Origin of the sequence: Paenibacillus algicola (assembly GCF_005577435.1) — a bacterium.
Lineage (GTDB): Bacteria > Bacillota > Bacilli > Paenibacillales > Paenibacillaceae > Paenibacillus_AQ > Paenibacillus_AQ algicola.
The window spans coordinates 4,348,583-4,372,221 of sequence record NZ_CP040396.1 but is presented as its reverse complement, the minus strand read 5'-3'; the positions used below and the strand labels follow the sequence as shown (position 1 = coordinate 4,372,221).

22 protein-coding genes are annotated in these 23,639 nt (G+C 56.6%); 17 read left to right on the top strand and 5 right to left on the bottom strand.

Going from position 1 to position 23,639, the window contains the following annotated elements; translation table 11 throughout:
- The first annotated feature begins 118 nt into the window (after positions 1 to 118).
- The 7 genes from E6C60_RS20300 to E6C60_RS20270 are packed head-to-tail and all read left to right on the top strand — an operon-like array spanning position 119 to position 8,681.
- Complete coding sequence (locus E6C60_RS20300; protein ID WP_138227464.1) at positions 119 to 1,243, top strand: glycosyltransferase family 2 protein; 1,125 nt, start codon at positions 119 to 121, stop codon at positions 1,241 to 1,243.
- Entirely contained in the window at positions 1,240 to 2,394 is a 1,155-nt protein-coding gene (locus E6C60_RS20295) for a glycosyltransferase family 4 protein (protein WP_175415384.1), read from the top strand. The genes E6C60_RS20300 and E6C60_RS20295 overlap by 4 nt, the downstream gene beginning before the upstream one ends.
- Positions 2,391 to 3,320: a glycosyltransferase gene (locus E6C60_RS20290; RefSeq protein ID WP_175415383.1), complete on the top strand. Its 930-nt coding sequence runs from the start codon at positions 2,391 to 2,393 to the stop codon at positions 3,318 to 3,320. The genes E6C60_RS20295 and E6C60_RS20290 overlap by 4 nt, the downstream gene beginning before the upstream one ends.
- Complete coding sequence (locus E6C60_RS20285; RefSeq protein WP_175415382.1) at positions 3,313 to 4,986, top strand: ATP-binding cassette domain-containing protein; 1,674 nt, start codon at positions 3,313 to 3,315, stop codon at positions 4,984 to 4,986. Before E6C60_RS20290 ends, E6C60_RS20285 begins: the two co-directional genes overlap by 8 nt.
- 16 nt (positions 4,987 to 5,002) lie before the next feature.
- On the top strand, positions 5,003 to 6,391 hold the full coding sequence (locus E6C60_RS20280) for a glycosyltransferase (protein WP_175415381.1): 1,389 nt from the start codon (positions 5,003 to 5,005) through the stop codon (positions 6,389 to 6,391).
- Between the two features lie 38 nt (positions 6,392 to 6,429).
- The gene (locus E6C60_RS20275; RefSeq protein WP_138227459.1) at positions 6,430 to 7,584 is read left to right on the top strand and encodes a glycosyltransferase family 4 protein; all 1,155 of its coding nucleotides are present in this window, start codon (positions 6,430 to 6,432) and stop codon (positions 7,582 to 7,584) included.
- Positions 7,581 to 8,681: a glycosyltransferase family protein gene (locus tag E6C60_RS20270; RefSeq protein WP_138227458.1), complete on the top strand. Its 1,101-nt coding sequence runs from the start codon at positions 7,581 to 7,583 to the stop codon at positions 8,679 to 8,681. The genes E6C60_RS20275 and E6C60_RS20270 overlap by 4 nt, the downstream gene beginning before the upstream one ends.
- A gap of 162 nt (positions 8,682 to 8,843) precedes the next feature.
- On the opposite strand, the gene E6C60_RS20265 is transcribed toward E6C60_RS20270, so the two are convergent.
- Entirely contained in the window at positions 8,844 to 9,476 is a 633-nt protein-coding gene (locus E6C60_RS20265; RefSeq protein WP_138227457.1) for a spore coat protein, read from the bottom strand.
- Positions 9,477 to 9,621: 145 nt separating this feature from the next.
- On the opposite strand from E6C60_RS20265, the gene E6C60_RS20260 reads away from it, so the two are divergent.
- Positions 9,622 to 10,575, top strand: a complete 954-nt coding sequence (locus tag E6C60_RS20260) for an arginine deiminase family protein (RefSeq protein ID WP_138227456.1) — start codon at positions 9,622 to 9,624, stop codon at positions 10,573 to 10,575.
- Here E6C60_RS20260 and E6C60_RS20255 read toward each other — a convergent pair.
- Positions 10,568 to 11,329 carry a YqcI/YcgG family protein gene (locus E6C60_RS20255; RefSeq protein ID WP_138227455.1) on the bottom strand — a complete coding sequence of 254 codons (762 nt, stop codon included), beginning with the start codon at positions 11,327 to 11,329 and terminating at the stop codon, positions 10,568 to 10,570. The two genes, E6C60_RS20260 and E6C60_RS20255, sit on opposite strands and share 8 nt — an antisense overlap.
- A gap of 215 nt (positions 11,330 to 11,544) precedes the next feature.
- On the opposite strand from E6C60_RS20255, the gene E6C60_RS20250 reads away from it, so the two are divergent.
- Complete coding sequence (locus E6C60_RS20250) at positions 11,545 to 12,147, top strand: DUF4352 domain-containing protein (protein WP_175415380.1); 603 nt, start codon at positions 11,545 to 11,547, stop codon at positions 12,145 to 12,147.
- Positions 12,148 to 12,239: 92 nt separating this feature from the next.
- Here E6C60_RS20250 and E6C60_RS20245 read toward each other — a convergent pair whose 3' ends face one another.
- Entirely contained in the window at positions 12,240 to 12,794 is a 555-nt protein-coding gene (locus tag E6C60_RS20245; protein ID WP_138227453.1) for a hypothetical protein, read from the bottom strand.
- 373 nt (positions 12,795 to 13,167) lie between these two features.
- Between E6C60_RS20245 and E6C60_RS20240 the strand changes: the two genes are divergently transcribed.
- The 6 genes from E6C60_RS20240 to E6C60_RS20215 all read left to right on the top strand — a co-directional run bounded on the left by E6C60_RS20240 (position 13,168) and on the right by E6C60_RS20215 (position 19,153).
- Positions 13,168 to 14,178 carry a ThiF family adenylyltransferase gene (locus E6C60_RS20240; RefSeq protein WP_138227452.1) on the top strand — a complete coding sequence of 337 codons (1,011 nt, stop codon included), beginning with the start codon at positions 13,168 to 13,170 and terminating at the stop codon, positions 14,176 to 14,178.
- Positions 14,179 to 14,208: 30 nt separating this feature from the next.
- Complete coding sequence (gene thiE, locus E6C60_RS20235; RefSeq protein ID WP_138227929.1) at positions 14,209 to 14,841, top strand: thiamine phosphate synthase; 633 nt, start codon at positions 14,209 to 14,211, stop codon at positions 14,839 to 14,841.
- Complete coding sequence (gene thiS, locus E6C60_RS20230; protein WP_138227451.1) at positions 14,838 to 15,035, top strand: sulfur carrier protein ThiS; 198 nt, start codon at positions 14,838 to 14,840, stop codon at positions 15,033 to 15,035. The genes thiE and thiS overlap by 4 nt, the downstream gene beginning before the upstream one ends.
- 4 nt (positions 15,036 to 15,039) lie before the next feature.
- Complete coding sequence (locus tag E6C60_RS20225; RefSeq protein WP_138227450.1) at positions 15,040 to 15,846, top strand: thiazole synthase; 807 nt, start codon at positions 15,040 to 15,042, stop codon at positions 15,844 to 15,846.
- Positions 15,847 to 15,855: 9 nt separating this feature from the next.
- The gene (gene thiO / locus E6C60_RS20220) at positions 15,856 to 16,983 is read left to right on the top strand and encodes a glycine oxidase ThiO (RefSeq protein WP_138227449.1); all 1,128 of its coding nucleotides are present in this window, start codon (positions 15,856 to 15,858) and stop codon (positions 16,981 to 16,983) included.
- A gap of 208 nt (positions 16,984 to 17,191) precedes the next feature.
- The gene (locus tag E6C60_RS20215; RefSeq protein ID WP_138227448.1) at positions 17,192 to 19,153 is read left to right on the top strand and encodes an elongation factor G; all 1,962 of its coding nucleotides are present in this window, start codon (positions 17,192 to 17,194) and stop codon (positions 19,151 to 19,153) included.
- 74 nt (positions 19,154 to 19,227) lie between these two features.
- On the opposite strand, the gene hprK is transcribed toward E6C60_RS20215, so the two are convergent.
- Positions 19,228 to 20,145 carry an HPr(Ser) kinase/phosphatase gene (gene hprK, locus E6C60_RS20210; protein WP_138227447.1) on the bottom strand — a complete coding sequence of 306 codons (918 nt, stop codon included), beginning with the start codon at positions 20,143 to 20,145 and terminating at the stop codon, positions 19,228 to 19,230.
- Between the two features lie 167 nt (positions 20,146 to 20,312).
- On the opposite strand from hprK, the gene E6C60_RS20205 reads away from it, so the two are divergent.
- Both E6C60_RS20205 and msrA read left to right on the top strand, forming a co-directional pair.
- Positions 20,313 to 21,260: an SMI1/KNR4 family protein gene (locus E6C60_RS20205; RefSeq protein ID WP_138227446.1), complete on the top strand. Its 948-nt coding sequence runs from the start codon at positions 20,313 to 20,315 to the stop codon at positions 21,258 to 21,260.
- Between the two features lie 237 nt (positions 21,261 to 21,497).
- Complete coding sequence (gene msrA, locus E6C60_RS20200) at positions 21,498 to 22,160, top strand: peptide-methionine (S)-S-oxide reductase MsrA (protein WP_138227445.1); 663 nt, start codon at positions 21,498 to 21,500, stop codon at positions 22,158 to 22,160.
- 118 nt (positions 22,161 to 22,278) lie between these two features.
- On the opposite strand, the gene E6C60_RS20195 is transcribed toward msrA, so the two are convergent.
- Positions 22,279 to 23,622, bottom strand: coding sequence for a GntP family permease (locus E6C60_RS20195; RefSeq protein ID WP_138227444.1), 1,344 nt, complete (start codon positions 23,620 to 23,622; stop codon positions 22,279 to 22,281).
- Positions 23,623 to 23,639: the final 17 nt, after the last annotated feature.

Genomic DNA, 23,639 nt, shown 5'->3' with positions numbered 1-23,639 from the left:
GTTCAGTCGTGCAGGGGGGCTGTGTTTTCGTTGCTTGTGAGTATTTTGTGAGTATGCCTCTGTATAATTGTCGAAATATACATGATTCTGATGTTTATTGTCGTAATAGTGCTATATAATGGAACTAAAATCAGAAGAAGAGTTACTCCTGCCGTGGAATGAAGTCAAATTTAACAAAAGCGAGCTGAACACAATGGCTGAACTATCGATTATTATTCCGGTGTACAATGTGGAACGTTATATTCGTAAATGTCTGGATTCGATCCAGCAGCAATCCTATGCGGATTTTGAATTACTGCTGGTGGATGATGGCTCGCAGGACGAGAGCTTCTTCATCTGTCAGGAATATGCGCAGCGGGACAGCCGAATTTCTGTATTTCAGCAGCATAATCAGGGTCCGTCCGCGGCCCGTAATCTGGGTATTCGCCACGCGCGCGGGAATTATATTTCCTTTATTGATGCCGACGATTACATTATGCCGACGATGTTCGCGGAGCTTATTCACGGAATGAAGGAGAGCGGGAGTGATCTGGTGATCAGTCCAATGACGGTTGAGTATGTGTACTTCAAGAACAAGAGAATGCTGCGCCCCGAGCTCGCCTTTGACGGCAAGATCAGCATCTCGAAAGAACATGCTGCAGAAATTCTTTCTCTGTTTGAAACCGCACTCATTAACAGTCCCTGTGCGAGACTCTATAAAGCTAGCATCATCCAGGACCATGATATCAAGATGCCGGATGGAGTTCATTATGCGGAGGACCTTATTTTTAATATAGAGTATCTGAAATACTGCCGCTCGGTGTTTATTCTGAATCAATCCCTGTACTACTACACGAAGAAAAAAGAAGGCTCCCTCACGACCAGCTACCGCCCTCAGCAGTTTCACTCTGTCAACCTGGCACATGATAAGGCGCTGGAATATTTGCTGGGGAGCGTTGGCATTCAAGGGGAACTGGAGCCGAAAGCGTATTATATTTTCGTGCCGAATACGATCATCAGCTTCATTAATCTGTTCTATAAAGACTGCCCCCTGACCCGGTCCGAGAAGCTGGCATATATCCGCAGCATCCTGAACGACCAGAAGGTGATGGACAAGATCGATAAGGCATACAAGCCGGGGCTTCTGCCTCAATTGTACAAGACGCTGCTCCAAACCAGGCGTACCCGGTTCGTGTATTATACCTGCAAGCTATACCGCTATTACAAGCTTTCGCTTCAGGACCTCAGCAGGAGGACGTCTTGAGAAGCGTTCGTTATATTTCCTGCGACGAACAGACCGGTTACGGAACGGCCGCGGCCGGTCTGATCACTGCGCTGAAGGCCGCCGGCATCAGGGTAGAGCAGACCTTGATCCGCTCCGGACGCGTGAACCGCGGCGGCATTCTGGTGCGGGAGGAGCGCTTCCCTGCCCGAGCCTCCGCCGAGGCGGTGATCATTCACACCGTGCCGGAATATTATCCGTACTGGCTGGAGAAGACAAGCCGCACGCACCCGCACGCACCGGTCTGGGGCTACACCGCCTGGGAGACCGATCGCATTCCGCCGCACTGGGCGGGACTGCTGAACCGGCTGCACGGCGTGTTTGTGCCAAGTCAGTGGAACCGGGAGGTGCTGCTGGCTTGCGGCGTGGAAGTGCCGGTGGTTGTGCTGCCGCATGTGTCAGAGTTTGGTGGGGCGACCCCGCACACAGCGCCAAGTCATGATCTGCAAAAGGTGCTTGCAGAGGCGGAAGGCCGCTTTCTCTTTTATAGCATTGGCATGTGGAATGAGCGAAAGAACCAGCCTTTGCTGATCGAGGCTTTTCGGGAGGAGTTTCACCAAGATGAGAAGGCCGTCCTTCTCTTGAAGACAGACGCCTTGGACTGGACGACCTGCCGCCGCAGCTGGAAGAAGCTGTTTCTCCGGCCGACCTTTGACTCCAGCAGCTCCAGCTTGAAGAAGCTGACGGAAGCGCAGCCTGAAGGAGGACGTATACTGCATGTGACGAAGGAATGGTGTGCCGGCGATCTCGCCTGGCTGCATCAGCAGGGAGACTGCTTCGTCTCCTGCACGCGCGGCGAAGGCTGGGGTATGGGCGCGTATGAAGCCGCCTGGTACGGCAAGGCCGTTGTGATGACCTCCCACGGCGGACAGCTGGATTATTTGTCTCCGGAGGATGCTTATCTGCTGCCGTTCCAGCTGGAGCGTGTGGCCACCGCGTTCGGCAAAGGCTCCTATACCCAGGAGCAGCAATGGGCGGCCGTGGACAAGCAGGAGGTACGCAAGGTATTACGGGCAATCTATCAGGACCCGTCCCGGGCGAAGCATAAAGGCGAGCAGCTTCGGGACAAGGTGTCGCGTGCCTTCCATCCTGAGCGTATTGCCAATACATGCATAGAGGTGCTTTTTCCATGACGATGATTCCCAAGGTGTTTCACTTTGTGTTCGGCTTGAAGCCGCAGACCGAGCCCTTCCATCTCTCGCACTATATGGCGATTGCCTCCTGTATAGAGGTGAACCGGCCGGAACGGGTGTATTTTCACTATGAGCACCTTCCGTATGGGGAGTGGTGGGACCGTATCAAGGATTCCCTGGTGCTACACCCCATTCAGCAGGATGAATCTATGGCCGCCTATGATTATAAAGACCCTTCGCTTGAGCAATACCGTTATGCGCACCTGTCTGACATCTCCCGGCTGGAGATGCTGCTGGAATACGGCGGGGTGTATGCAGATATTGATACGATGTTTGTGAGGCCGATTCCGGAAGAGCTGTACCGCCATCCCTGTGTCATGGGCCATGAAAAAGTGGATCTGAACGTTTCCGCTGCCCGGGAAGCCGGCGGCTCGCTGTGCAACGCTTTGATTATGGCGGAGCCGGGCTCGCGCTTTATTCAGTACTGGCTGGATTCCATCATGCAGGAATTTGACGGCTCGTGGAGTGCGCACTCGACGTTTCTGCCGTACCGGCTCAGCCGCAGCTTTCCGGAGCTTGTTCATGTGGAGCCGGAGTCGTCCTTTTTCCATCTGGACTGGAGCCGGGAGGGCATACGCCGTCTGTTCCACCAGCAGGTGGAGCTGCCGGAGAATGTATACAGTCTGCATTTATGGAGCCATCTGTGGTGGAACAAGGAACGCAATGATTTCACGTATTTTCATGCAGGGCGATTGACGCCGCATTTTATCGCGCACGGCAGCAGCACTTACAGCGCGCTGGGACGTCCTTTTTTGCCGCAGGATGAGGTTTATGCACGGAGCGTGTATCAGAGAGAGATCTGGAGAAATCGGGTGGAGAACCTGGCTCTTTTCTTCCGCCGCATACAGAGGGCATGGCATGACTGAGGTGTTGAAGCTGAAGGCGCAATGCTACCGGCTGCGGGAAATTTATGCAGCGGCTCCAGCGGCGCTGAAGTCCAGGCTGCAGCTGGCACTGGGACTGGCCTGCGTCCTGCCGGCTGTGGATCTATTGATCGTATACGTGACCTACGTCCTCGTTATGACGCTGCAGGCAGAGCCTGCCGCGATGGGAGGATGGTCCTTCGGGCAAGAGGATCTGTCTGGACTCATGGGGCTGTTCATTGGGGTAACGCTCCTCAGGCAAATCCTTGAATATATTTCCGTGTGGCAGTCCCGCACCTTCACCCAGCGTTTGTACCGGGAGTATTCGAGCCGGCTGTTACATATGTACATGAATATGTCCTGGAAAGATTTCACCGCCGGGACCCGAGCCGTGAAGGCAAAGCATCTGACCGCAACGGCGCTGGACAGTGCATTTTCGTACCAGGTGTTTTTTAATTTTATCGGCTCGGTCATGAATCTGGTGCTGCTGGCGGGAACGATGCTGGTTCTGGCTCCGGGAGCGGTGCTGGCGGGGCTCGCGGTGCTGCTGCTGTTCGGCCGGCTGACGAGCCGGGTGATGAAGCCCCGGATCAACCGGGCTGCCCATGAGCATAACGTGCATGAGCAGAGCTATTATAACCGCCTGCATGAGAATCTGAATTTGTTTCGGGAGATTCGGGTATTTGGAGCCGAAAAGGTGATGGAGGAGCGGGCGGTCAAGGAGCTGGACCGGCTCAGTCAGGCCAAGATCTCCCTGTCGGTGCTGCCGCATATCCCCAAAATCGCTCTGGAATCGCTGTTCACCCTCGCCATCGGACTCGGCATTCTGTACGTTATTTCGGTCGATCAGGCTGGCACACCGCAGCTTATTGCCGGCCTGGCGTCGTTTACCATTTTGTCCCGCCGATTGATTCCGTCCATGTCCCTGCTCATTTCCTCCTACGCCGAGCTGGAAGGGACACACAGCCAGCTGAGTATCCTGAAGCAGGAGCTTGCACAAGGGGAGCAGGGAGCTGACGCTCCTTCTCACAGCGTGTCCCTTCAAGAGCCGGAGCTGCTGAGACTGGAGGGAATTTCTTTTGCCTACGAAGACGACAGGGCGATGATGAAGCAGCTGTCTGTGAGCATCTGCGAGGGTGACCGCATTTCGATCTCCGGGGATTCCGGCCGGGGCAAAAGCACGCTCATGATGATTCTCGCCGGCTTCATCCCGCCCTCTCGGGGGCAGGTGCGTACCTCACGGAGTATAGAGCCGGGTGCAGGGGGGATTGCGTATGTGCCGCAGGAAACGGCGCTGCTGAGCGGGACGATTGCGGAGAATATCAGCTTTACGCAGGAGAGGGCGGATGAGCAGAGGATGATGAAGGTGCTGTCTCTGGTGAAGCTGGAGAGCCTGGTCCGAAGCTTGCCCCAGGGGCTCAACACGCTGGCCGGGGACAACGGCATCCTCCTCTCTGGCGGACAACGGCAGCGGCTAGGCATCGCGCGGGCGCTGTATCATCAGCCGCGTCTGCTGCTGCTGGATGAAGCGACCTCCGCGCTGGATGAAGAGACCGAGCGGCAGGTGATGTCCAGCATTTGTCATGCCATGGGAAAGGGCGCGGTTGTGTTCATCTCGCACCGAAAAGAAAATGCTAAAGCGTTTGCCACCCAGGTCATTGAGCTATAGAGGAAGGGGAGTTTCCATGGATCTGCTGACATCGCGGCCGAGCTTGGCAGTTTGGCCGCCGGAGGTGCCTTGTTCACAAGGCCGGAGGAGAGTGCCTCTGCCACCTCAATACCGGCGCAAGACAACGCATAATGCCCTGCCTCTGGCAGGCCCGGACAACGTGACGGACTGCGCCGCGCCGCGTCCCCGGCTATTGCTGATCTCTCCGGTGTTTCCCGATCCGAACGGAGCCGGCAGAGAGAAGCGGGCTTGTCAGTGGACACAGAAGCTGGAGGAGAGCTATGAGGTTCATATGCTTGTCGTTCTCTCAGGCAGTCAGGCTCCCCCTGACCATGCCATGCTGAGGCTTCACCCCCGGCTTCGCTATATCCATGCCAGCCCGAAAGAGCACTCCAGGGGAAAGCAGCTATGTCAAGCGCTCGTGTCTCTGTGCAGTGGACAAATCTCTCATGCCTCTCTGTCCGGCTGGCCGACAATGGGAGAGGAAGAGCAGGAGCAGCTAAGACCCTATTACAGCGGTATGAAGCTGGACAAGATTGTATGCTTCCGGCTCTACCTGAGAGAGTACGCTGTATACCTGCAGCGTTTGACAAGCTGTCCGGCGATGGAGCTGGACCTGGACGATATGGAATCCTCGACGCATTACAAAATCGCGCGCTTGTACCGGCAAGAAGGGCAATGGCCAAGATCTCTCCTCTATATGCTTCGGGGAATGCATTTCAAGCGGGAAGAGGAGCGCATGGGGCGCGACTTTGAAGCCGTGTATGTCTGCTCGGAGGAGGATCAGGCCCTGCTCCAGCACAGGCTGCCGCAGCTGCGCCTTCATGTCATGCCTAACCGTCTGGCCGGCACGCCGGTGCGCCTTCCGCTTCCGGATACGCCTCGCAGCCTGCTGTTTATCGGCTCGCTCGATTATTTCCCGAATGAAGAGGCGGTCTCCTGGCTGCTTCGGGAGGTGCTGCCCCGCCTGAGAGGAGTCAATTCGGCCTGGACACTTCATGTAGCGGGACATACGAGCAGCGAGGACCTGCGAAGACGGCTGAATGACAGTGAGGGCGTCCATTACTATGGACGGGTTGAGCGGGTTGAAGAGGTATACCGCCCAAGCTATATCGTCGTCTCTCCGCTTCATGCCGGCGGCGGCACAAAGCTGAAGATTCTGGAAGCGATGGGCTTCGGGCGTCCGATCGTGGCTACAGGGGAGTCGGTATACGGGCTAGGCTTAACGCCGCAGGAGCATTATGTGCCGGCCGAGACCGCCGAGGAGTTCGCGGCGGCCTGTGAGCGGCTGGCGGAATCGCCGGAGCTGGCCTTTCGTCTCTCGGATCAGGCGCGGCAGGTATTCATAGAGAAGTATACGTTTGAGATGACAGACTACCCGGGCGGGTCGAAGTCGTCACTGTAAGCTTACGCAGCAGGAAAGTGAGGTGGGAGTGGGACAACATGAAGGTATTGATAGATCCGGAGATTTTTTTCTATGGCCGGTGCGGCATGGTCCGCTACTATAGCGCGCTGTTTCAAGAGCTGGAGCGAAGAGGGGTAGAGATGGATCTGCCGCTGCTGCGGTCACAAAGCGACTTTATCTCGGGCAGGCTTCAGTGGCTGGATCGCGCCAAGCCGCTTCTGGACCGACTGCCTTATGGCGGCAAGCTCTATACGTTCGTAAACAAGATGTCCAAGGCGTGGTACCGCCAAAAGGTGAAGCAGGGACATTACGATGCGCTGTTCATGACGTCGCCCGTGTTCGAGGATTCCTTTCTGAACGACCTGCCTGGTGGCAAGCCTTCCTTCATGGTCGTCCACGATACGATGCGCTGTGTGCTGGGTCCTGACGGATTGTATGATCCTGCAGGCAGTAATGCCGATCGGCTGGCAAGCCTGATCCACCGGGTGAGTAAGGTGTTTGCCATTTCGCATCAGACCGCGCAGGATATCGTGTCTTTGACGGGGACAGAGCAGCCTCATATGACGGTGATCCATACCGGGAATTTGCTGTCCATGAAGGCAGAAAGAGCAGTAGAGGGCCTGCCTTCCCGGTATTTGCTGTTTGTAGGAGACCGTACCGGCCGCAAAAATTTCCGTTTCCTGCTGCACTCTCTCTCCCGCTGGCTGCGGGAGGAGGAGAGAGACCTGCAGCTGGTCTGTACGGGACCAAGCAATCCGTGGGAGCAGGATCTGCTGGGACGTCTCGGCCTGCAGGAGCGAGTGACCTTCGTGGAAGCGCCGGATGAGGTGCTGGTGTACTTGTACCGCCATGCGGAGGGATTATTATTCCCCTCCCTGTATGAAGGGTTTGGGCTGCCGGTGCTGGAGGCCATGTCTCTCGGCTGTCCGGTGGTTACCTCCGGTCAGGGCGCTCTGCTGGAGGTCGGAGGTGAGGCTCCGATCTATGTAGATCCCTGCGATGCGGCCTCGATTCTGGAGGGCGTGAAGCAGCTGATGCAGGATGAACATCGGCAGCAGAGGATAAAGGCCGGGCTGGAGCAGTCTCGCAGGTTTACCTTGTCTCGCATGGCGGATCATTTTCAACAGGAAATGGAAGAAGTGCTGCGAGGCGGTGACAGAGTAGAGCGTTCAGGGCAGGAGGAACAGACATGATCGCCTTTTGTACCGTCATTACAATGGACTATATGGACCAGGCTGCGGTGCTGTTTCAATCGCTGGCGAAGCACCAGCAGGACTACCAAGGCTTTGCGCTGGTGATTGACGCCGATTCCGTAAGCGACCTCCCTGCGGACTTGCCGTATACGGTCATTCTGCTCGAGGAGCTGGACATTCACAATCTGGACCAGATGGTCATTTACTACAATGCATTTGAATTGTGCAATGCGGTAAGGCCATCATGGATAAAGCACCTGATGCTGCATTACAACAGCAGTAAGGTCATCTATCTGGATTCCGACATTTATGTCACCTCGTCGTTCGACGAGGCGCTGAGCCTGCTGGATACCTGCCTGTTCAGCTTCACACCGCATATTACGAAGCCGCTGCCGCTGGATGGTCAGCAGCCGGATGATCTGCAGCTGCTGCAGGTAGGGCTGTATAACAGCGGCTTCTGGATGTTTAGGCAGCATGAACGCTCTTTAGAAATGCTGGACTGGCTCATCAGCCGGTTTGAAATTTACTGCTTCGATGACTTGAGCCGGAGAATGTTCTGCGACCAGAAGCTGCTGCCTATGCTGGTCCACCACTACGCCGAGGATTTCAGGAGGCTGGATGCGCCCCAGTACAATATTGCGCACTGGAATATGTTCCAGCGGGAGCTGTACCGTGAGGATGGCCGGTATTGGGTGGACGGAAAGCCGGTCGTATTTGTTCACCTCAGCGGGTTCAAGCCAGAGCAACCCAAGGTGCTGACACACCATCTGCACCGCATGAGTCCGGAGCTGCTGGAGGTCATCCAGCCTCTTCTGCAGGAATATGCCAGCCTGCTGACTCGCGCCGCCGCTGTGTTACAAGAGAAATCGGTCCCGGAGCCTAGGGGCTCCAAGCGGCTTGGCCGATCGCCAATCCCCGAAGTCACCAGGGAATACAAATACCTGCGCGAGCCTCGGACGGGATGGATTCTGACGGATTTTCGCAGAAGATATTATTTCCAGCATCGAAGTCTGGAAGGAGTTAAGAGACTGGAGCGGCGGGCATGGTTAAAGAAGGCGATAAAGCGCGGTCTGATCGGCTGGATTATCCGGCGATAACAGAAATTTAAACAAACAAGCAGCCCCGCCAAAAGTGCTTCCACTTCGCGGGGCTGCTGTTATAGAGAACCGGCACGGCGCCTGTGACGAACCGCTAGTCCGCAGCGTTACAGGCCTGCGTAACGCGCCTGTCTATTATAGCTGTCCGGGTGTTCCCGGACTCTAGTGCATACCTTGTCCCGTTTGCGGGGCCTTGGTGTACCCGTTCAGCATGCTGTTCATATCCTGCTGCATCAGCTGCGGCACCTGATAGTAGCCATGCTTGTTCTGATACAGGAAGATCTCATAGCTCATCTCGATAAAGTTCGGCACACTGTCCGCCATAATGCGGCGCAATACCGGGTTAGTCATCTCCAGCGCGGTCATGGCGAGCAGGGTAGACATGGCTTTCGTGTTGCCTAGCATATAAGCCGACAGCCCCTGATCAGACAGCTGATTGACCGAGGCATTCGGCTTCTTCGGCTGGCTGGGCTTGATGCCGTACACGATCTCGTTATTCTGCGTCATTGTATACTGCTGCGTGGGCACTCTTGGGTCCTGCCCTGTGGAGAAGGAGTCTACCATAGTGTTGTACGCCTGAATGACGAAGCTGTGCTGCCGCTCGTTGATTCCCTTCAGCTCAGGGTCCTGGATGTGCTGCTGGTACATTTGATACTGATCCAGCATATTGATCATGCCGGCCAGCACCTCATGAGCGTCAAAAATCTCATGCCCCCCGTGATTGTTAAACTGCGATGTGCCGGGCTGCATGTTCGGTGTCATGGCGGACTGGGGGCTGTTATTCTGCATATGCATGGATGGTGTGTTCCTCCTTGAGTTGAGTGATGTTCCCCTCTATCCTCTCCCGGTTTCACATATCCATGCATGAACATTGTGTACATAAAATAACGCTCTTGAGCCACGATAAAAGCAGATCAACTGAAGAAAGGCAGGTCAAATCATGCTACCCACCAAGCCCATTCAGCCCAGCTGCACGTCCGAGCACGGCGAACTGGAGGCCGTGCTGCTATGCTCGCCATCGGTACTGGATGTTCCGGATTTACAAACGGCAGAGGATGTACAATGGAATGCGCCTGTCGATCAAGCCAAGGCTCATGAAAGCTTTGCCAGCGTGCGGGATACCTTACGGGCCGAAGGCGTCCATATTATTGATTATTCTACCGAGCTGACGGAGGAGGAGAGCCAGCTGAGCCGGCAGCTGATCAATCGGTTTTTTGTGCGGGATCTGGCCTGTGTATTCGGCGAGATCATCCTTCCAGGCGAGCCGGGCATCTCTATGCGCCGGCCGGAGTATATCCATGCACACCGGCTGCTGGAGACATGGTTCCCGAAGCAGTTTCACATCACGGCTAACAATAATATGCCTGCCCTGGAGTTTGGCGATTGCCTCGTGCTGAACCAGGATGCCGTCTGGATTAACGTGGGCCTTAGATCCAACGTCACGAGTGTAGACGTGATCAAGGATACCCTGTTTCAGGCCGGCTTCTCCGAGATCGGTATCATAGATCTGCCGCGCCGTCCTGATACCCTGCACCTGGATATGAACTGCAATGTGGCTCATGAGGATCTCATTCTGTCCAAAAGCTATGTGCGCTACTTTCCTCTTCATGTGCTGACCCGAAGCGGCGCGCGGTACGAAATGCCGGAGCAATTCCTGAAGCGCCACGGCTTTGAGGTGTACTGGATCAAGGACTGCAAGACCGTACCGGATATTAACTTCCTGAATGTAAATCCCGAGACGCTGCTGATCAGTAAGGATGCACACAAGCAGATGCTGACTCGCCATGACAAGCTGCACAAGAAAAACATTATTGAAGTGGACGTCACAGAGCTCGAAAAAGGCGGCGGCGGCATCCGCTGCATGACACTGCCCCTGGTGCGAAAAGCTACTTGAGAATACGGGATATGGTTTGCTTCATCCGGTTGAACGGGCATTTGGACGGGCTGCTGTTATCATCGCTGAGAAAATATTGCTTCCATTCATGATTGTCATCCTGGCCGTACCATTTCAGATCGGGATGACCGGGGAACCCGTCGTATTCCACCAGACGCTTGCGGATCAGCTGCTTCATCTTGCGACCCAGCACGGTGGAGGCGTTCATCTCATCAAACACCCAGCGGGGCTGAAACGCCAGCAGCATGCCCGGAAAATGACGGCTTCGCCGCTCCACATGCGCCGGGGTCGCGCAAAATGCAAAGTAAGGCTCCCCCTGAAAACAGAACTCCCAGCCCGGGTCGGTCGGATCGGTCGGGATGCCTTCGGGCCACTCCCGGGGATCCAGTGAGGTGACCTCATTCAAAAGCTTCCAGAACAGCGACCGATAATCCTCGACAGTGCTATCCTGCAGCAGCTCTTCTGGCGTCTCCACAAATACCGCTAATGAAGCGTAGTTACCGGTGCTGCGGGATATTTCGCCGTAGGCTCCGAGCGCCTGAGCCAGCTGTTCGGCCGAGCCGGGATTCCGGGGATCGCCGATAAATGCGTACCGCAGATGATTCATCAGAAAGCCCTGTCTTCCCGGAATGCAGGGATACGTATTGTCACTGTCCGCAATGATGGAGGCGAAGGATGTGAAGGCTTCCCGCTTCCAGGGAGGCAGGGTGTCCAGCTGCGCCTCCAGCTCTTTTTTATCCACGAGGATTTCCACTTAGTATTCCCTCCTTCTTTATACCGATACGATATTAAGAAGGGGCGGAATGGGTGACTGTCTATACATAGGTTTTTCAATGGGGAGTCGAAACAGAAGATTTGAAATTCACCGAGATAGGAAAAATTTACTGTTGGAGTGCCGAATTCTGTAGTAGACTACCAATGTTAATTTGAACAATGCTTGCTGAATCGCTAGCTAGAGGAGAGGACAACATGATGAAAAAGCTTATACTGCCCATGATGGCGTCTGCTGTACTGCTTGCAGGGTGCTCGTCCGGGGATACGGCTTCCCTTGAGAAAGAAGTGGAAGATCTGAAACAGGAGGTCGCGGCGCTCAGAGACATCCTCGGCGTCACACCGGTTGTGTCCGCAGGGGGAAGCGGGGACCAGAGTGAAGCCAAAGCTCCAGCCGGAAAGGGTGAATACGTGGCAGGACAGCCTTTTGAATTTGAAGGTGTAACATATACCTTCACGGTAGGTGAGCGCCAATCGCAGTTAAGCGATAAGGTGCCCGCGGATGACGGCAAGGAATTTTATATCGTGAATGCAGACATTCATAATACAAGCAATGAGGACTATGCTTACAGCCAGGCCAGCTTTAGCGTGGTCACCTCATCTGGTGAAATAGAAGACAATTATTTCTTCATCGATACAAAAGATCAACATGATGAGCTGGGTCATGGCGATCTGGCACCGAACGGAAAGAAATCGGGATGGATCGCGTTCCATATCCAAAAGGGCGACCAGCCGTCCGAGCTTCGATACGAAGCCAGAACCTTTGCCGAGAACAGCAAGTTCAAAGTCCAGCTGCCATAGAACAAGAACCTCCCTTGCGGATGACGGGTCAGAGCGTGAAACCCGGTGCAGGGGAGGTTTTTTCATGCTTCTCAAGGCGCTGTCGCGGGTGACTAGATGCTGAGCATACCGACCAAAGGCCAGATGCTCTTGACGACGTTCATTCCGATCTTGATCATCGGCATATAACGGTTGACCGTATTGAACAGGCCGCCCATGCCGCCCGCCGCGCCTGCTCCAGATGGATTTGCCGTTGCGCTGCTCTCCGGCGTTCCACCGGGATTGCCCTGCGGCGGGCGTCCCGGAGGCCCGAACACTGGCCCACCGGGGTAGCCCCCGAACGACGGCCCGCCAGGGCCGGGGCTTCCCATTGGCGGGCGCCCGCCGTATCCGAACGGGGTGAGGCCGGGATAGCCGCCAAACATCGGCCCTCCTCCTGTGAAGCCCGGCATCGGACCGAACAGGCCGGAGGTGGATGCCCGTTTCTTTGCGCGTTTCTTCGATTTGCGTTTGCGGGGATTGGGGTGTCTCGGCGGGCTTCCCGTGGCCTGAGATAAGGTGACATGCTTCTTGGTTAGAGTCTCCAGGGTTCCGATGCAGTAGCTTCCATCGTCCAATAGCAGACAGACCGGCTGCCCGATCCACTGCTTTGCTGCTGTGTACGTCACTACACTTCCTCCTTTCTCGCCAGTACACCGGTTACATGAGCATTTTATTCGAATCAGCGCACACTTGTATGGACGCTTGTACGTAGCGAGCCAAAGGTTGGGCCGCGGCGGCAGCACAATCCTGAGGATAAGGTTGCCAAAATCTCACGGTTTCGTTATGCTACATTTAGAGCTGAATAGCGCGGGTGCTGGATGAAGTCCGGCTGAGATGGAAGCCTTGTGCTCCGGACCGTTCATCTGATCCAGGTAATGCTGGCGTAGAGAAGTCCATTCGAATTGTTCAAGCCATTCGTGTATTCTCGAATGGCTTTTTTTGCATATTTCAGCGTGTAGATCTGCTGCATGAATATCCAGCACAGAAAGGAACATGAGTATGAATGAGCGTTATTCCAGGCAGATGCTGTTCCCGCAGGTGGGTGCTGCAGGTCAGGAGAAGCTGCAAGCCAGCAGGGTGTTGATTGTCGGCATGGGGGCACTGGGCACGGTACTGGCGAACCATATGGTCCGCTCGGGGGTAGGCCATGTACGTATGGTGGACCGGGATTATGTAGAGCCCAGCAATCTGCAGCGGCAGATGCTGTTTGATGAAGAGGATGCGGCGCAGGCGCTGCCCAAGGTGATTGCGGCCCGAAATAAGCTGGCGCGCATCAACTCCGAGATCCAGATTGAGGCCGTATTCACGGACGTAACGCCTGATAATGTGGAAGGGCTGCTGGAGGGAATGGAGCTGGTGCTGGACGGCACGGACAACTTCCAGACCCGCTTTCTGCTGAACGATGCCTGCTTCAAGCAGGGCGTTCCTTTTGTATATGGGGGAGCGGTCAGCTCGCGGGGCATGAGCGCCATTCTGGTGCCGGGCGTTACGCCATGCCTGCGCTGCTTCATCCAGTCCGCAGACTCTGGCGGCCAGACCTGCGATACGATCGGGGTCATCTCGCCCATCGTTGATATTGTGGCTTCCTACCAGGCGGTGGAGGCGCTGAAATATCTCGTCGGGGACACCGGGGCGCGGCGAGAGAGCCTCATTACGATGGACGTGTGGCATAACCAGTACCATGCCATGAAGCTGGGCAAGGCCAGGGAGCAATGTCCATGCTGCGGACTTCATGAATATCCTGCGCTTACGCAGGAGGCCAATACAGAGCTCAGCCTGTGCGGCCGGGAGTCGGTACAAATCTCGGGCCACGAGCCGTTCTCCCTGTCGGTGTGGGAGGAGCGGCTAAGACCTGCCGTGCGTGAGCTGAAGGTGAATGAGTACTTGCTGCGGGCGTCGTTAGCCGATGGGGAGCGGCTGGTGCTGTTCGCCGATGGGCGGGTGCTCATTCAGGGAACCGATGATTTGGTTCGGGCGAAGAGTCTGTATGCCCGTTATGTGGGCCATTAAACAATCGTGACAGGGGAGAGGAAGCAAATGATGCCAGATTTCAGGCTGTACGCTATTACAGGCGAGAATTTTCACCCTGGACGGAGCCTTCTTGAGGTCATGGAGGAAGCGATTCAGGGAGGAGCCGATATTATTCAGCTTCGGGACAAGACAAGTCATAAGGATGAGCTGCTGCAAAAAGCGAAGGCGCTGCGGGCACTGACGCGCAAATACGGCATCCCGTTTATCGTGAATGATCATGTGGAGCTGGCTCTTGAAACCGATGCCGATGGCATTCATCTGGGACAGGGAGATATGCCGATCCTGCAGGCGCGTCAGCGGGTAGGGAACAAGATTATCGGCATTTCTACCCATGCGGTGGAGGAAGCGCTGCTGGCGGGACAGCAGGGAGCAGATTACATCGGCGCGGGGCCGGTGTACGCGACACAGACTAAGGCGGACGTGGTGGCTCCGGTCGGACTATCGTATATTCGCGAGGTGGCGGAGAAGAGCCGGGTCCCGTTTGTAGCGATTGGGGGCATTAAGCTGAGCAATGTGGACGAGGTGATCCGTGCGGGCGCAACGCGCATCTGTGCCGTCAGTGAAATTGTCGGCAGTGAGAATGTGGCGGGCACGTGCCGGGCATTTTTGGCCAAGCTGGATCAAGGAGGCCAAGGAGTATGAAGCTGATAATTAACGGCGGCGAGCGTGAGGTGGATGCCCGGACGATGGCGGAGGTGATCGACCGGCTCGGCCTGAGTGGCAAGCCGGTGGTGGCCGAGGTGGACGGCCATGTGCTGGTGGCCGAGGAGTGGGAAGCTTTTCCGGTTTCGCCGGGCATGGTGATTGAGCTGGTTCATTTTGTGGGAGGGGGCTAGAGATATGCTCAAGGATACATGGCGTATTGGAGAGTGCGAGATGACCTCGCGCTTCTTTCTCGGAACAGGGCTGTTTCCGAGTCCGTTCGTGCAGCAGGAAGCGATTGCGGCTTCGGGAGCCGAGGTGCTGACGTTTGCGATTCGCAGAGTCAATCTGGAGTCGGTGGAGGATGACTCGATCCTGCAGCATGTGGAGCCGGGTTCATTCACGTTTCTGCCCAATACATCGGGAGCCCGTACCGCCGATGAGGCAGTCCGGATTGCAAGGCTGGCGCGGGCGTCCGGTCTCAGTGACTGGGTTAAGGTCGAGATCAGCGCGAGCGACAAGACCCTGCTGCCAGACCCTATCGAGACGCTCCGGGCGACAGAGCAGCTGGTCAAGGAGGGCTTTACGGTGCTTCCTTATATTTCAGATGACCCCGTCATCTGCCGCAGGCTGGAGGAGGCGGGGGCGGCCGCGATTATGCCGGGCGGAGCGCCGATCGGCACGGGCCTGGGCATCCTGAATTCGTACAACCTGGGCCTGATTATCGAGGAAGCATCGGTTCCGGTCATTGTGGACGCAGGCCTTGGCACCGCGAGCGATGCAGCGCTGTCGATGGAGCTGGGCGCCTCTGCGGTATTGATGAATACGCCGGTAGCGAAGGCCAAGGATCCGGTCGGCATGGCGCTGGCGATGAAGCTTGCGATTGAGGCCGGGCGGCTGGCCTACCTATCCGGCCGGGTGCCGAAGAAGCGCTATGCATCTGCAAGCAGCGGCCTGGAGTCCATGATGCTGAAGCCTGCTTCGGCCGGCGACTTCGGGAGCTAGGAGGACCCCATGAACGATTGGATCATTATGGGCGGCGGCATTGTCGGCTTATCCTGTGCGCTGGAGCTGCGGCTTCGCGGAGCCCGTGTTCAGCTGCTGGAGACCGGAATCTGCGGCGGCCAGGCCTCCGGCGCGGCGGCTGGCATGCTGGCCCCGTATTCCGAGAATCCGGAGTATCCGGATGAGTTCTTCATGCTCTGCCGGGAAAGCCTGGACCGGTATCCGGCCTGGCAGCAGCTGGTGCGTGAGCTGTCGGGCCGCGATTTTGAATATACCGCCTGCGGCAGCCTGTATGCGGTCTATCATGAAGCGGATCTGCTAGGCCTCAGAAGCCGCATGAATTGGCAGCGGGAGTATGGCTCAAGCGCCGTTATTTTGCAGGGAGCAGAGCTGCGGGAAGCGGAGCCCGGCTTGTCGCCTCAAGTGGCAGCCGCACTGTGGACACCGGAGGAGAGCCATATCTATGCACCGGATTTTGTGGCTGCGCTGAAGGATGCTTGCCTCAAGGCCGGGGTTCTCATTCGGGAGGGACTGGAAGCGGTGCAGCTGAAGGAATGGGAACAGGGCATCAAGGCAGTGGCCCAGGGTGGAGAAGTCTTTCAGGGAGACCAGCTGCTGGTCTGCACGGGAGCCTGGGCAGGCGAGCTGGCAGATGAGCTGGGCATTCGGATTCCAGTTCAGCCGATCCGGGGACAGATCTGTGCGTATGCCTGGGGAGAGGAGCGCACGCCCCTGCGCCACATGGTGTTCTGCAATCAGGGCTATCTGGTGCAGAAGAGCAATGGGACTCTGGTGTGCGGAGCTTCCGAGGATATTGCGGGGTTCGATACCAGCGTGACGGACAAGGGCATCCAGCGCCTGCTGAAGTGGAACAAGAAGGTGCTGCCTGCTCTGGAGCAGGCCGAGCCGTTCCACCGCTGGGCGGGCCTGCGCCCGTCCACGCTGGACGGTCGCCCGCTGCTGGGCCGCCTGCCCCAGGCGGAGCGCGTGCTGTTTGCGGCAGGGCATTACCGCAACGGCATTCTGCTGAGCCCCGTCACCGCGGCACTGGCGGCCGATTACGCGGAGGGCAAGGAAATGCAGGCTTGGCACGAGGCGTTCCGGCCAGACCGGTTTGGAGCAGCCACCCGGGCTTAGTGAAGCGGTGAACGTTCTTTATAAGGTGGAGAAATGAGGCTCTTGCGTTGCGGAGCACAATCTCCGCCTTTTTTTAGCTGTATCGGTACCCCGGGTTCGATATGTCAAGGGTCTCGCTATATTTTACCGACGAATCAGATAAGGCATCCGGGAGCTATGCTATGATTGTCAGGAGCACAACGATATCTGAGGGTAGGTTGAGGTAGCAATGAATCGATTAACCATAGGCATGTTCGCACATGTGGATGCAGGCAAGACCACACTGGCCGAGCAGATGCTGTACCATACAGCGAGTATTAAGGAGCGGGGGCGTGTCGACCATCAGGATGCGTACCTCGACAGCCATGCTATTGAACGGGCACGGGGCATTACGGTGTTTGCCGATCAGGTGATGATGACCTATCAAGGGACGGTCTATGATCTGGTAGACACCCCGGGACACGTCGATTTCTCCCCGGAGATGGAACGGGCCGTGAGCATTATGGACGCTGCCATTCTGGTGGTCAGTGCCGTTGAAGGGGTGCAGGGCCATACCGAAACGGTATGGCAGCTGCTGCATCAGCACGCTATTCCGGTGTTCTTCTTCATCAACAAAATCGATCGGGAAGGCGCAGATGTCGCCCGGGTGATGGACGAAATCCGGCAGCATCTGACCCGGGATGCCCTGCTGCTGGAAGGGCCGCTAGATGACAACAGCCTCAGCGAGTCGGAGACTCTGCTTGAACAGCTGGCCGAGCGGGATGAGGAGCTGCTGGAGGCGTATTTGGCCGGAGAGCGGGACGGGGCCTTCTGGCTGCAGGCACTTCAAGGCCTGGTGAGGGGGCACCGGCTCTTTCCGTGTGTCCAAGGCTCTGCGCTGCAGGATCAAGGGATACAAGAGTTTTTAGAGCAGCTTCATCTGCTCGCCACAGCACATTATAACGAGGCGGCCGACTTCGGAGGACGCGTCTACAAGATCCGCCATGATGACAGCGGCATCCGCTGGACGTATATCAAGGCAACGAGTGGGATCCTAGCGGTGCGTGATGAGCTGCGTTGCTGTGTGGAGGCGAGTGATCCGTACGAGAAAGTGACACGTCTGGCAAGAGTTAACGGCAGCAAGCTCCAGATGGTCGAGCAGGTCCGGGCTGGCGAGCTGTTCGCGGCCGCCGGGCTTTCCTGCCCAGCGGCCGGGGATGGTGTAGGCATTGTGAAGAACAAGCTGCATTATGATATGGTGCCGACACTGACCTCCAAGGTGATATTTGAGGCATCGCTGAACGTGAAGGAGGTGCTGCAGGCCTTTTACATGCTGGATGCCGAGGACCCTTCGCTGGCCGTCATCTGGGAGGAGAGCCTGAAGGAAATCCATATTCATGTGATGGGAGTCATTCAGCTGGAGGTGTTGCAGCAGCTGGTGGAGGAACGTTTTGGCTTACGAGTGAGCTTCGGTCCACCGGAAATACTGTACAAGGAAAGTATTATGGAGCCGGTCATCGGCTACGGTCATTTTGAGCCGCTTCGGCATTATGCGGAGGTGCATCTGCGGCTGGAGCCGGGAGCGCGGGGCAGCGGTATCACATTCGAGAGCGTCTGCCATGTCCAGCAGCTCAGCAGCGGGCACCAGAATCTGATCCGGACGCATCTGTATGAACGGGAGCATCATGGCCTGCTCACTGGCATGCCGCTGACGGATGTGCATATTACTCTGCTGCAAAGAGCCGGTCATCTGGAGCATACCCATGGCGGCGATTTCCGGGAAGCGACGTTCCGCGCGCTGCGGCAGGGGCTGGAAAAAGCGCATAATGTGCTGCTGGAGCCGTATTACGATTTCAAAATCAAGGTGGAGCTCGAAGCCATGGGACGAGTGCTGTCGGATGTTCAGCGGTGCTCCGGCACCTTTGAAGCACCGGAAATGTCGGCTTCCCATGTCGTCATCCGGGGCAGGGTGCCGGTGTCTACGTTTATGAATTACAGCACGGAGCTGGCTTCGTTCACGCACGGCAAAGGGGTACTGCAGCTTCGGTTCGGCGGCTATGGCGACTGTCATAACGAGCAGGAGGTCATTGAGCGCAAGGGCTATATTAAAGAGGCTGATCCGTTGTATACTTCCACCTCGATTTTTTGTGCGAAAGGCAGCGGATATGCAGTTCCTTGGTTTGAAGCGGAGGCTAAAATGCACCTGCTGTAGCCACAAAAGCCAAGATGAAAAACATCAAAAAACAGCCTCGAGGCAGCAATCCTGCGTTCGAGGCTGTACTTGTTCTACGGCTGCATGCCGTTATCAATCCGGTTCATGAACTCTTCTGCCGCACTGTAGCCCAGCTGCTTCAAATACCAGCTGTTCGCAGCAGCTTCAATCAGGCCGCCGACGTCGCGGCCGGGCTGCAGCTGAATCTCGATGTAGGGAACCTTGACGCCAAGATAATCGCTGTACTTCTGCTCGACCTCCAGCTCATTGTTCAGCGCCCGGTCCTGCCAGGACGTCAGCTCGATATCCAGCACGATGCGGGATTCATCCTGAAAGGCCGTGCGTCCGTATTGCCGCACCACATTAATGAGACCAATGCTGCGCAGCGCGAGAAATTCGCGGGACGTCTCGTTATGAGTACCCAGCAGGGTAGCCGGTCCCAGCTTCTTCAGCACAACAATATCGTCGGCGACCAGCCGGTGACCCCGGCGGATCAAGGTGTGGGCGGTTTCGCTTTTGCCAATGCCTGATTTGCCGCGGAGCAGAATACCGATGCCTGCCACATTGAGGCAGACCCCGTGGATGGAAATTTCCGGTGCGAGCTCCTTCGTCAGATAACGGTCGAGCTTCGCGATAAATTCGGTCGTGGACTCTTTCGTCCGCAGCAGCGGAATGCCTTCCTCCTCACAAAACAGTGTAAGATACGGAATATCCTGCTGATCAGCCGTGACGATAAAGCAGGGTGGATGATAATGAACAATATTCCGGATATGCAGCACGCGCTCCTCCACCGTGAGCGTGAGCAGATAGGTAATCTCCTTGCGTCCAAGCACCTGTACCCGTTCCATTGGAAAAAAATCAAAGTAACCGACAAACTCCAGCCCCGGCCGGTGCACTTTGGAGCGGGCAATGCTTCGGTCGGTATGACCGCTTCCAGCCAAGACCTCCAGTTGAAAGGCGTTGGCCAGGCTCTGAACCGTGATGGATTTCATGGTGACTCCCTCCTGCAGCTTGTCTTTCTTCTCACTTCCCTATATTCCACAGCCAGGACGCAGATTCCTGCCGGGTTCACGTTCTTTGCAGGAGCGGTCCGTGCTGGTCTGGACGGCAGAACATGGTATAATCACAGCAACAGCACTAACATGTAGGAGGCAAAGGGATGAGAGAAGAGCTATTGACACAGCTTGAGGACTGGCATGAGGAGGACGAGTTCCAGCGCATTGCAGAGGCTATTGAAGAGATTCCGGTTGAAGAACAGGATTATGAGCTGATCAGCCAGCTCGGCAGAGCGTACAGCAACCTGGAGCGCTATGAGGATGCCATTACCCAGTTTCTGCGGATCGAGGAGGAAGGGCAGGAGGATCCCTTGTGGCATTACCGGATCGGACTGGCCTACTACTATGCGGAGCGCTATGATGAAGCCGAGCAGGCCTTTCGGGAAGCGGACCGCCTTGAGCCGGGCGATGAGGATACGCTGGAGTTTCTGGAGTGGATTGAACAGGAGCGGGAAGCGTCTGCGGAGCCGGACCTCGATGAAGAGGAGGCAGAGCCCGCCGAGCAGGCTGTGACAGCCGGAGCTCCATCCTTCCGCACCTATCAGCCGGCGGCTGCGCTGGACCTGGAGAAGGACCCGCTCAGCTTCTGGAACGATGACGCTCCGGCGGCAGAGCTGTACCGATCAGACACTCCCTCAGAGGAGCTGATCGCTTCCGTGGAGGAGGAGCTGGTCTTCAAGCTGCCAGAGTCCTACGTGTCCATGATGAAGCTCCACAATGGCGGAGCGCCCCGAAACCGGTTCTACCCCGTGGAGGCTGCGCCGGGACAGGCCATCGAGATCACCGGCATCCTTGGCATCGGACGGGAGAAGAAGCACTCTCTGTGCGGCTCCTTTGGCAGCCGCCATATCATTGAGCAGGGCGGCTACCCTGAAGTCGGAGTCGTGATCGGCCAAGGTCCTTCAGGCTATGATTGCATCATGCTGGATTACCGCGAGACCGGCAATGACGGCGAGCCGGCAGTGATCCATGTGGATCGGGGTCATGGCTATGCGGTGACGAAGCTGGCCGAGAGCTTTGCGGATTTCATCAACAGGTGGGCCCGGGGCTAAGCCGAGGGGGATAGAAGCTCCTTATTCTTGTATACACCGTGCGTGAACAATAACAGGCTGTCTCCCAAGGGTTTTAGGTCCCGGGGGACAGCCTGTCCGCAATTAAGGGGTCAGTACGTCGAAGCGGACAGCTGAAACAGCCGGGCGACCTCTCCGATGCGAAATCGATTTTTCATAGTCACAATGCTCCTTGGGTGTACAGGTTCAATACTTTAAGGTGAAGTGGAGGGATGCAGCATGGCGCTGTCACAGGTTGATCATGATGGACGGAAGGATAAAATGCAAGTCGCCCGCTTGGCCATGGGCTGCTTCTGGTCCCCGGAGGCATTGTTCGGTGCGCTGCCAGGCGTCATATCCACCCGGACGGGCTATGCCGGCGGCAAGCTGAAGGGGCCAACCTATCGGCAGATGGGAGATCACAGTGAAAGTGTGGAGCTTTATTTTGATCCCGGCCTGATTTCTTATGAGGAGCTGCTGCGTATCTTCTGGAGGCATCATACTCCAGAGGTCATTAATGACTATAAGGGCCGGCAGTACCGCTCTCTGCTTCTGTACAGTGGAGAGAATCAGCGGAAGGCGGCGCTGGATGTTTTGCAGGAGCTGGCAAGCGCAAGCGGCAGAGCGCCTGCAACGGAGCTTCTGCCCTTTGAGGCCTTTTATCCTGCCGAGGATCGGCATCAGAAGTACTATTTGAAGCGATTTCCGGATGCGATGGGTAAGCTGGAGCAGCACTTTGCTTCTCTGGAGGACCTGCAGCGCTCTACGCTTGCAGCACGGTTAAACGGCCTGGCGAAGGGCTTTACGAACCGGGAGCGCATCCTGCTGGAGCTGCAGCAGTGGGATGTGAGCGGTGAGGAGAAGGAGCGGATACAGCGGCTGATTACCTCGATCCGGTGGTAGGTAGCCTGGAGCAAGGAAGCCTCATTGGCTTCCACGCATAGAAGCAAGCAGTGCAAAGCCCCGCGGGACCGCCCTAAGATCATCAGATCCAGGGACGGCCCCGCGGGGCTTGATCGGTTTACAGTCCAGGCAAAATGCCGGAGAACAGGCTAAGGACAAAGACGGTAGCCAGAGCGGTCAGGCCGGCAATGAAGCCGCCGAGCGTCCAGGCTTGAAGCGTCTGCGGCACGGTCAGCTTGCCGAAGCGGCTGACTACCCAGAAGCCGGAATCGTTCGGCAGGGACAAGCCGATGCCGCCTGCACAGATGGCGAGACCGAGCAGAATCGGGGATACGCCCAGATCGACAGCCATCGGTCCGAGGATGCTGGAGGTGGTCACAAGAGCCACCGTCGCCGATCCCAGCGAAGCACGCAGAATTTGCGAGAAGATAAAGGCCAGCAGCAGGACTGGAATGCTCCAGCTCTGCATCGTCTGAATCAGATAGTCGCCGATGCCGCTCTTGTTAATGACGGCTCCGAACGCTCCGCCGGCTCCTGTAATCAGGATAATGATCCCGGCCGAGTTGATAGCCTCAGAATAGAGGCGGCTGTAAGGAATCGAGATATAAGGGCGGAGCAGGAACAGAGCAGCGAATACACTGATCAGCAACGCGACATTTTTCTCACCGACGAAGCCGAAGAAGCTGGAAATGGACGTATCAGGCAGCAGCAGCTTGGACACGGTGTTTGCCAGAATGAGTACGATGGGTAGCGCTAACATAAAGAAGCTGAGGCCCGTGCCGATTTCCTTCTTCGGCTGGTCTGCGGGATCGACCGCAATTTCTTCCATGTCTCCGGAATGCTTCATGCGCTTGCCAATCAGCATCCCGTACAGGTAGCCGCCCACCAGTGTGGCGGGAATGGCCACGATGATGCCGTACAGGATGAACAGGCCAAGCTCTGCGCCGGTATTCTCCGCAACGACCAGCGGTCCGGGAGTCGGAGCAATCATGTTATGGGAAACGATAAGGCCGACACCCAGCGCGGTGACGAAGGAAACGACCGTAATGCCGGTCTTGGAGGACAGACTGCGAATCAGGCCGCTCAGAATGACAAAGGCAGCATCAAAAAATACAGGGATCGATACCGCGGTGCCTGTCAGCGCAAGACCGGCGGGAGAACGCTTCACGCCGAACACCTTCAGCACGGACTGGGCAATTTTCTCCACCGCTCCGGACGCGCCGAGGAACTGGCCGAAGATTACGCCAAGGCCAATCAGAATCCCGACGCCGGTCAGCGTGTTGCCGAAGCCGGTCGTTACGGTGGATGCCACTTCATTCAGCGGCATGCCAATGACAAGAGCAGTTACGAGGGCGACGCTGACGAGCGCGAGAAAGGGCTCGATTTTTAACTTCAGAATGGCAAAGAACAGTGCCGCCAGCGATAACAGGAAAATAACAATGAGCAGGTTACCAGTAACCATGGATAAGCCCCCTTAAA

What these genes read in the sequence shown, in the direction of transcription:
- E6C60_RS20300 (WP_138227464.1), top strand. Translation starts at nt 119, where the DNA reads ATGGAACTAAAATCAGAAGAAGAGTTACTCCTGCCGTGGAATGAAGTC.
- E6C60_RS20290 (WP_175415383.1), top strand. Translation starts at nt 2,391, where the DNA reads ATGACGATGATTCCCAAGGTGTTTCACTTTGTGTTCGGCTTGAAGCCG.
- E6C60_RS20285 (WP_175415382.1), top strand. Translation starts at nt 3,313, where the DNA reads ATGACTGAGGTGTTGAAGCTGAAGGCGCAATGCTACCGGCTGCGGGAA.
- E6C60_RS20280 (WP_175415381.1), top strand. Translation starts at nt 5,003, where the DNA reads ATGGATCTGCTGACATCGCGGCCGAGCTTGGCAGTTTGGCCGCCGGAG.
- E6C60_RS20275 (WP_138227459.1), top strand. Translation starts at nt 6,430, where the DNA reads ATGAAGGTATTGATAGATCCGGAGATTTTTTTCTATGGCCGGTGCGGC.
- E6C60_RS20270 (WP_138227458.1), top strand. Translation starts at nt 7,581, where the DNA reads ATGATCGCCTTTTGTACCGTCATTACAATGGACTATATGGACCAGGCT.
- E6C60_RS20265 (WP_138227457.1), bottom strand. Translation starts at nt 9,476, where the DNA reads ATGCATATGCAGAATAACAGCCCCCAGTCCGCCATGACACCGAACATG.
- E6C60_RS20260 (WP_138227456.1), top strand. Translation starts at nt 9,622, where the DNA reads ATGCTACCCACCAAGCCCATTCAGCCCAGCTGCACGTCCGAGCACGGC.
- E6C60_RS20250 (WP_175415380.1), top strand. Translation starts at nt 11,545, where the DNA reads ATGATGAAAAAGCTTATACTGCCCATGATGGCGTCTGCTGTACTGCTT.
- E6C60_RS20240 (WP_138227452.1), top strand. Translation starts at nt 13,168, where the DNA reads ATGAATGAGCGTTATTCCAGGCAGATGCTGTTCCCGCAGGTGGGTGCT.
- thiE (WP_138227929.1), top strand. Translation starts at nt 14,209, where the DNA reads ATGCCAGATTTCAGGCTGTACGCTATTACAGGCGAGAATTTTCACCCT.
- thiS (WP_138227451.1), top strand. Translation starts at nt 14,838, where the DNA reads ATGAAGCTGATAATTAACGGCGGCGAGCGTGAGGTGGATGCCCGGACG.
- E6C60_RS20225 (WP_138227450.1), top strand. Translation starts at nt 15,040, where the DNA reads ATGCTCAAGGATACATGGCGTATTGGAGAGTGCGAGATGACCTCGCGC.
- thiO (WP_138227449.1), top strand. Translation starts at nt 15,856, where the DNA reads ATGAACGATTGGATCATTATGGGCGGCGGCATTGTCGGCTTATCCTGT.
- E6C60_RS20215 (WP_138227448.1), top strand. Translation starts at nt 17,192, where the DNA reads ATGAATCGATTAACCATAGGCATGTTCGCACATGTGGATGCAGGCAAG.
- hprK (WP_138227447.1), bottom strand. Translation starts at nt 20,145, where the DNA reads ATGAAATCCATCACGGTTCAGAGCCTGGCCAACGCCTTTCAACTGGAG.
- E6C60_RS20205 (WP_138227446.1), top strand. Translation starts at nt 20,313, where the DNA reads ATGAGAGAAGAGCTATTGACACAGCTTGAGGACTGGCATGAGGAGGAC.
- msrA (WP_138227445.1), top strand. Translation starts at nt 21,498, where the DNA reads ATGGCGCTGTCACAGGTTGATCATGATGGACGGAAGGATAAAATGCAA.
- E6C60_RS20195 (WP_138227444.1), bottom strand. Translation starts at nt 23,622, where the DNA reads ATGGTTACTGGTAACCTGCTCATTGTTATTTTCCTGTTATCGCTGGCG.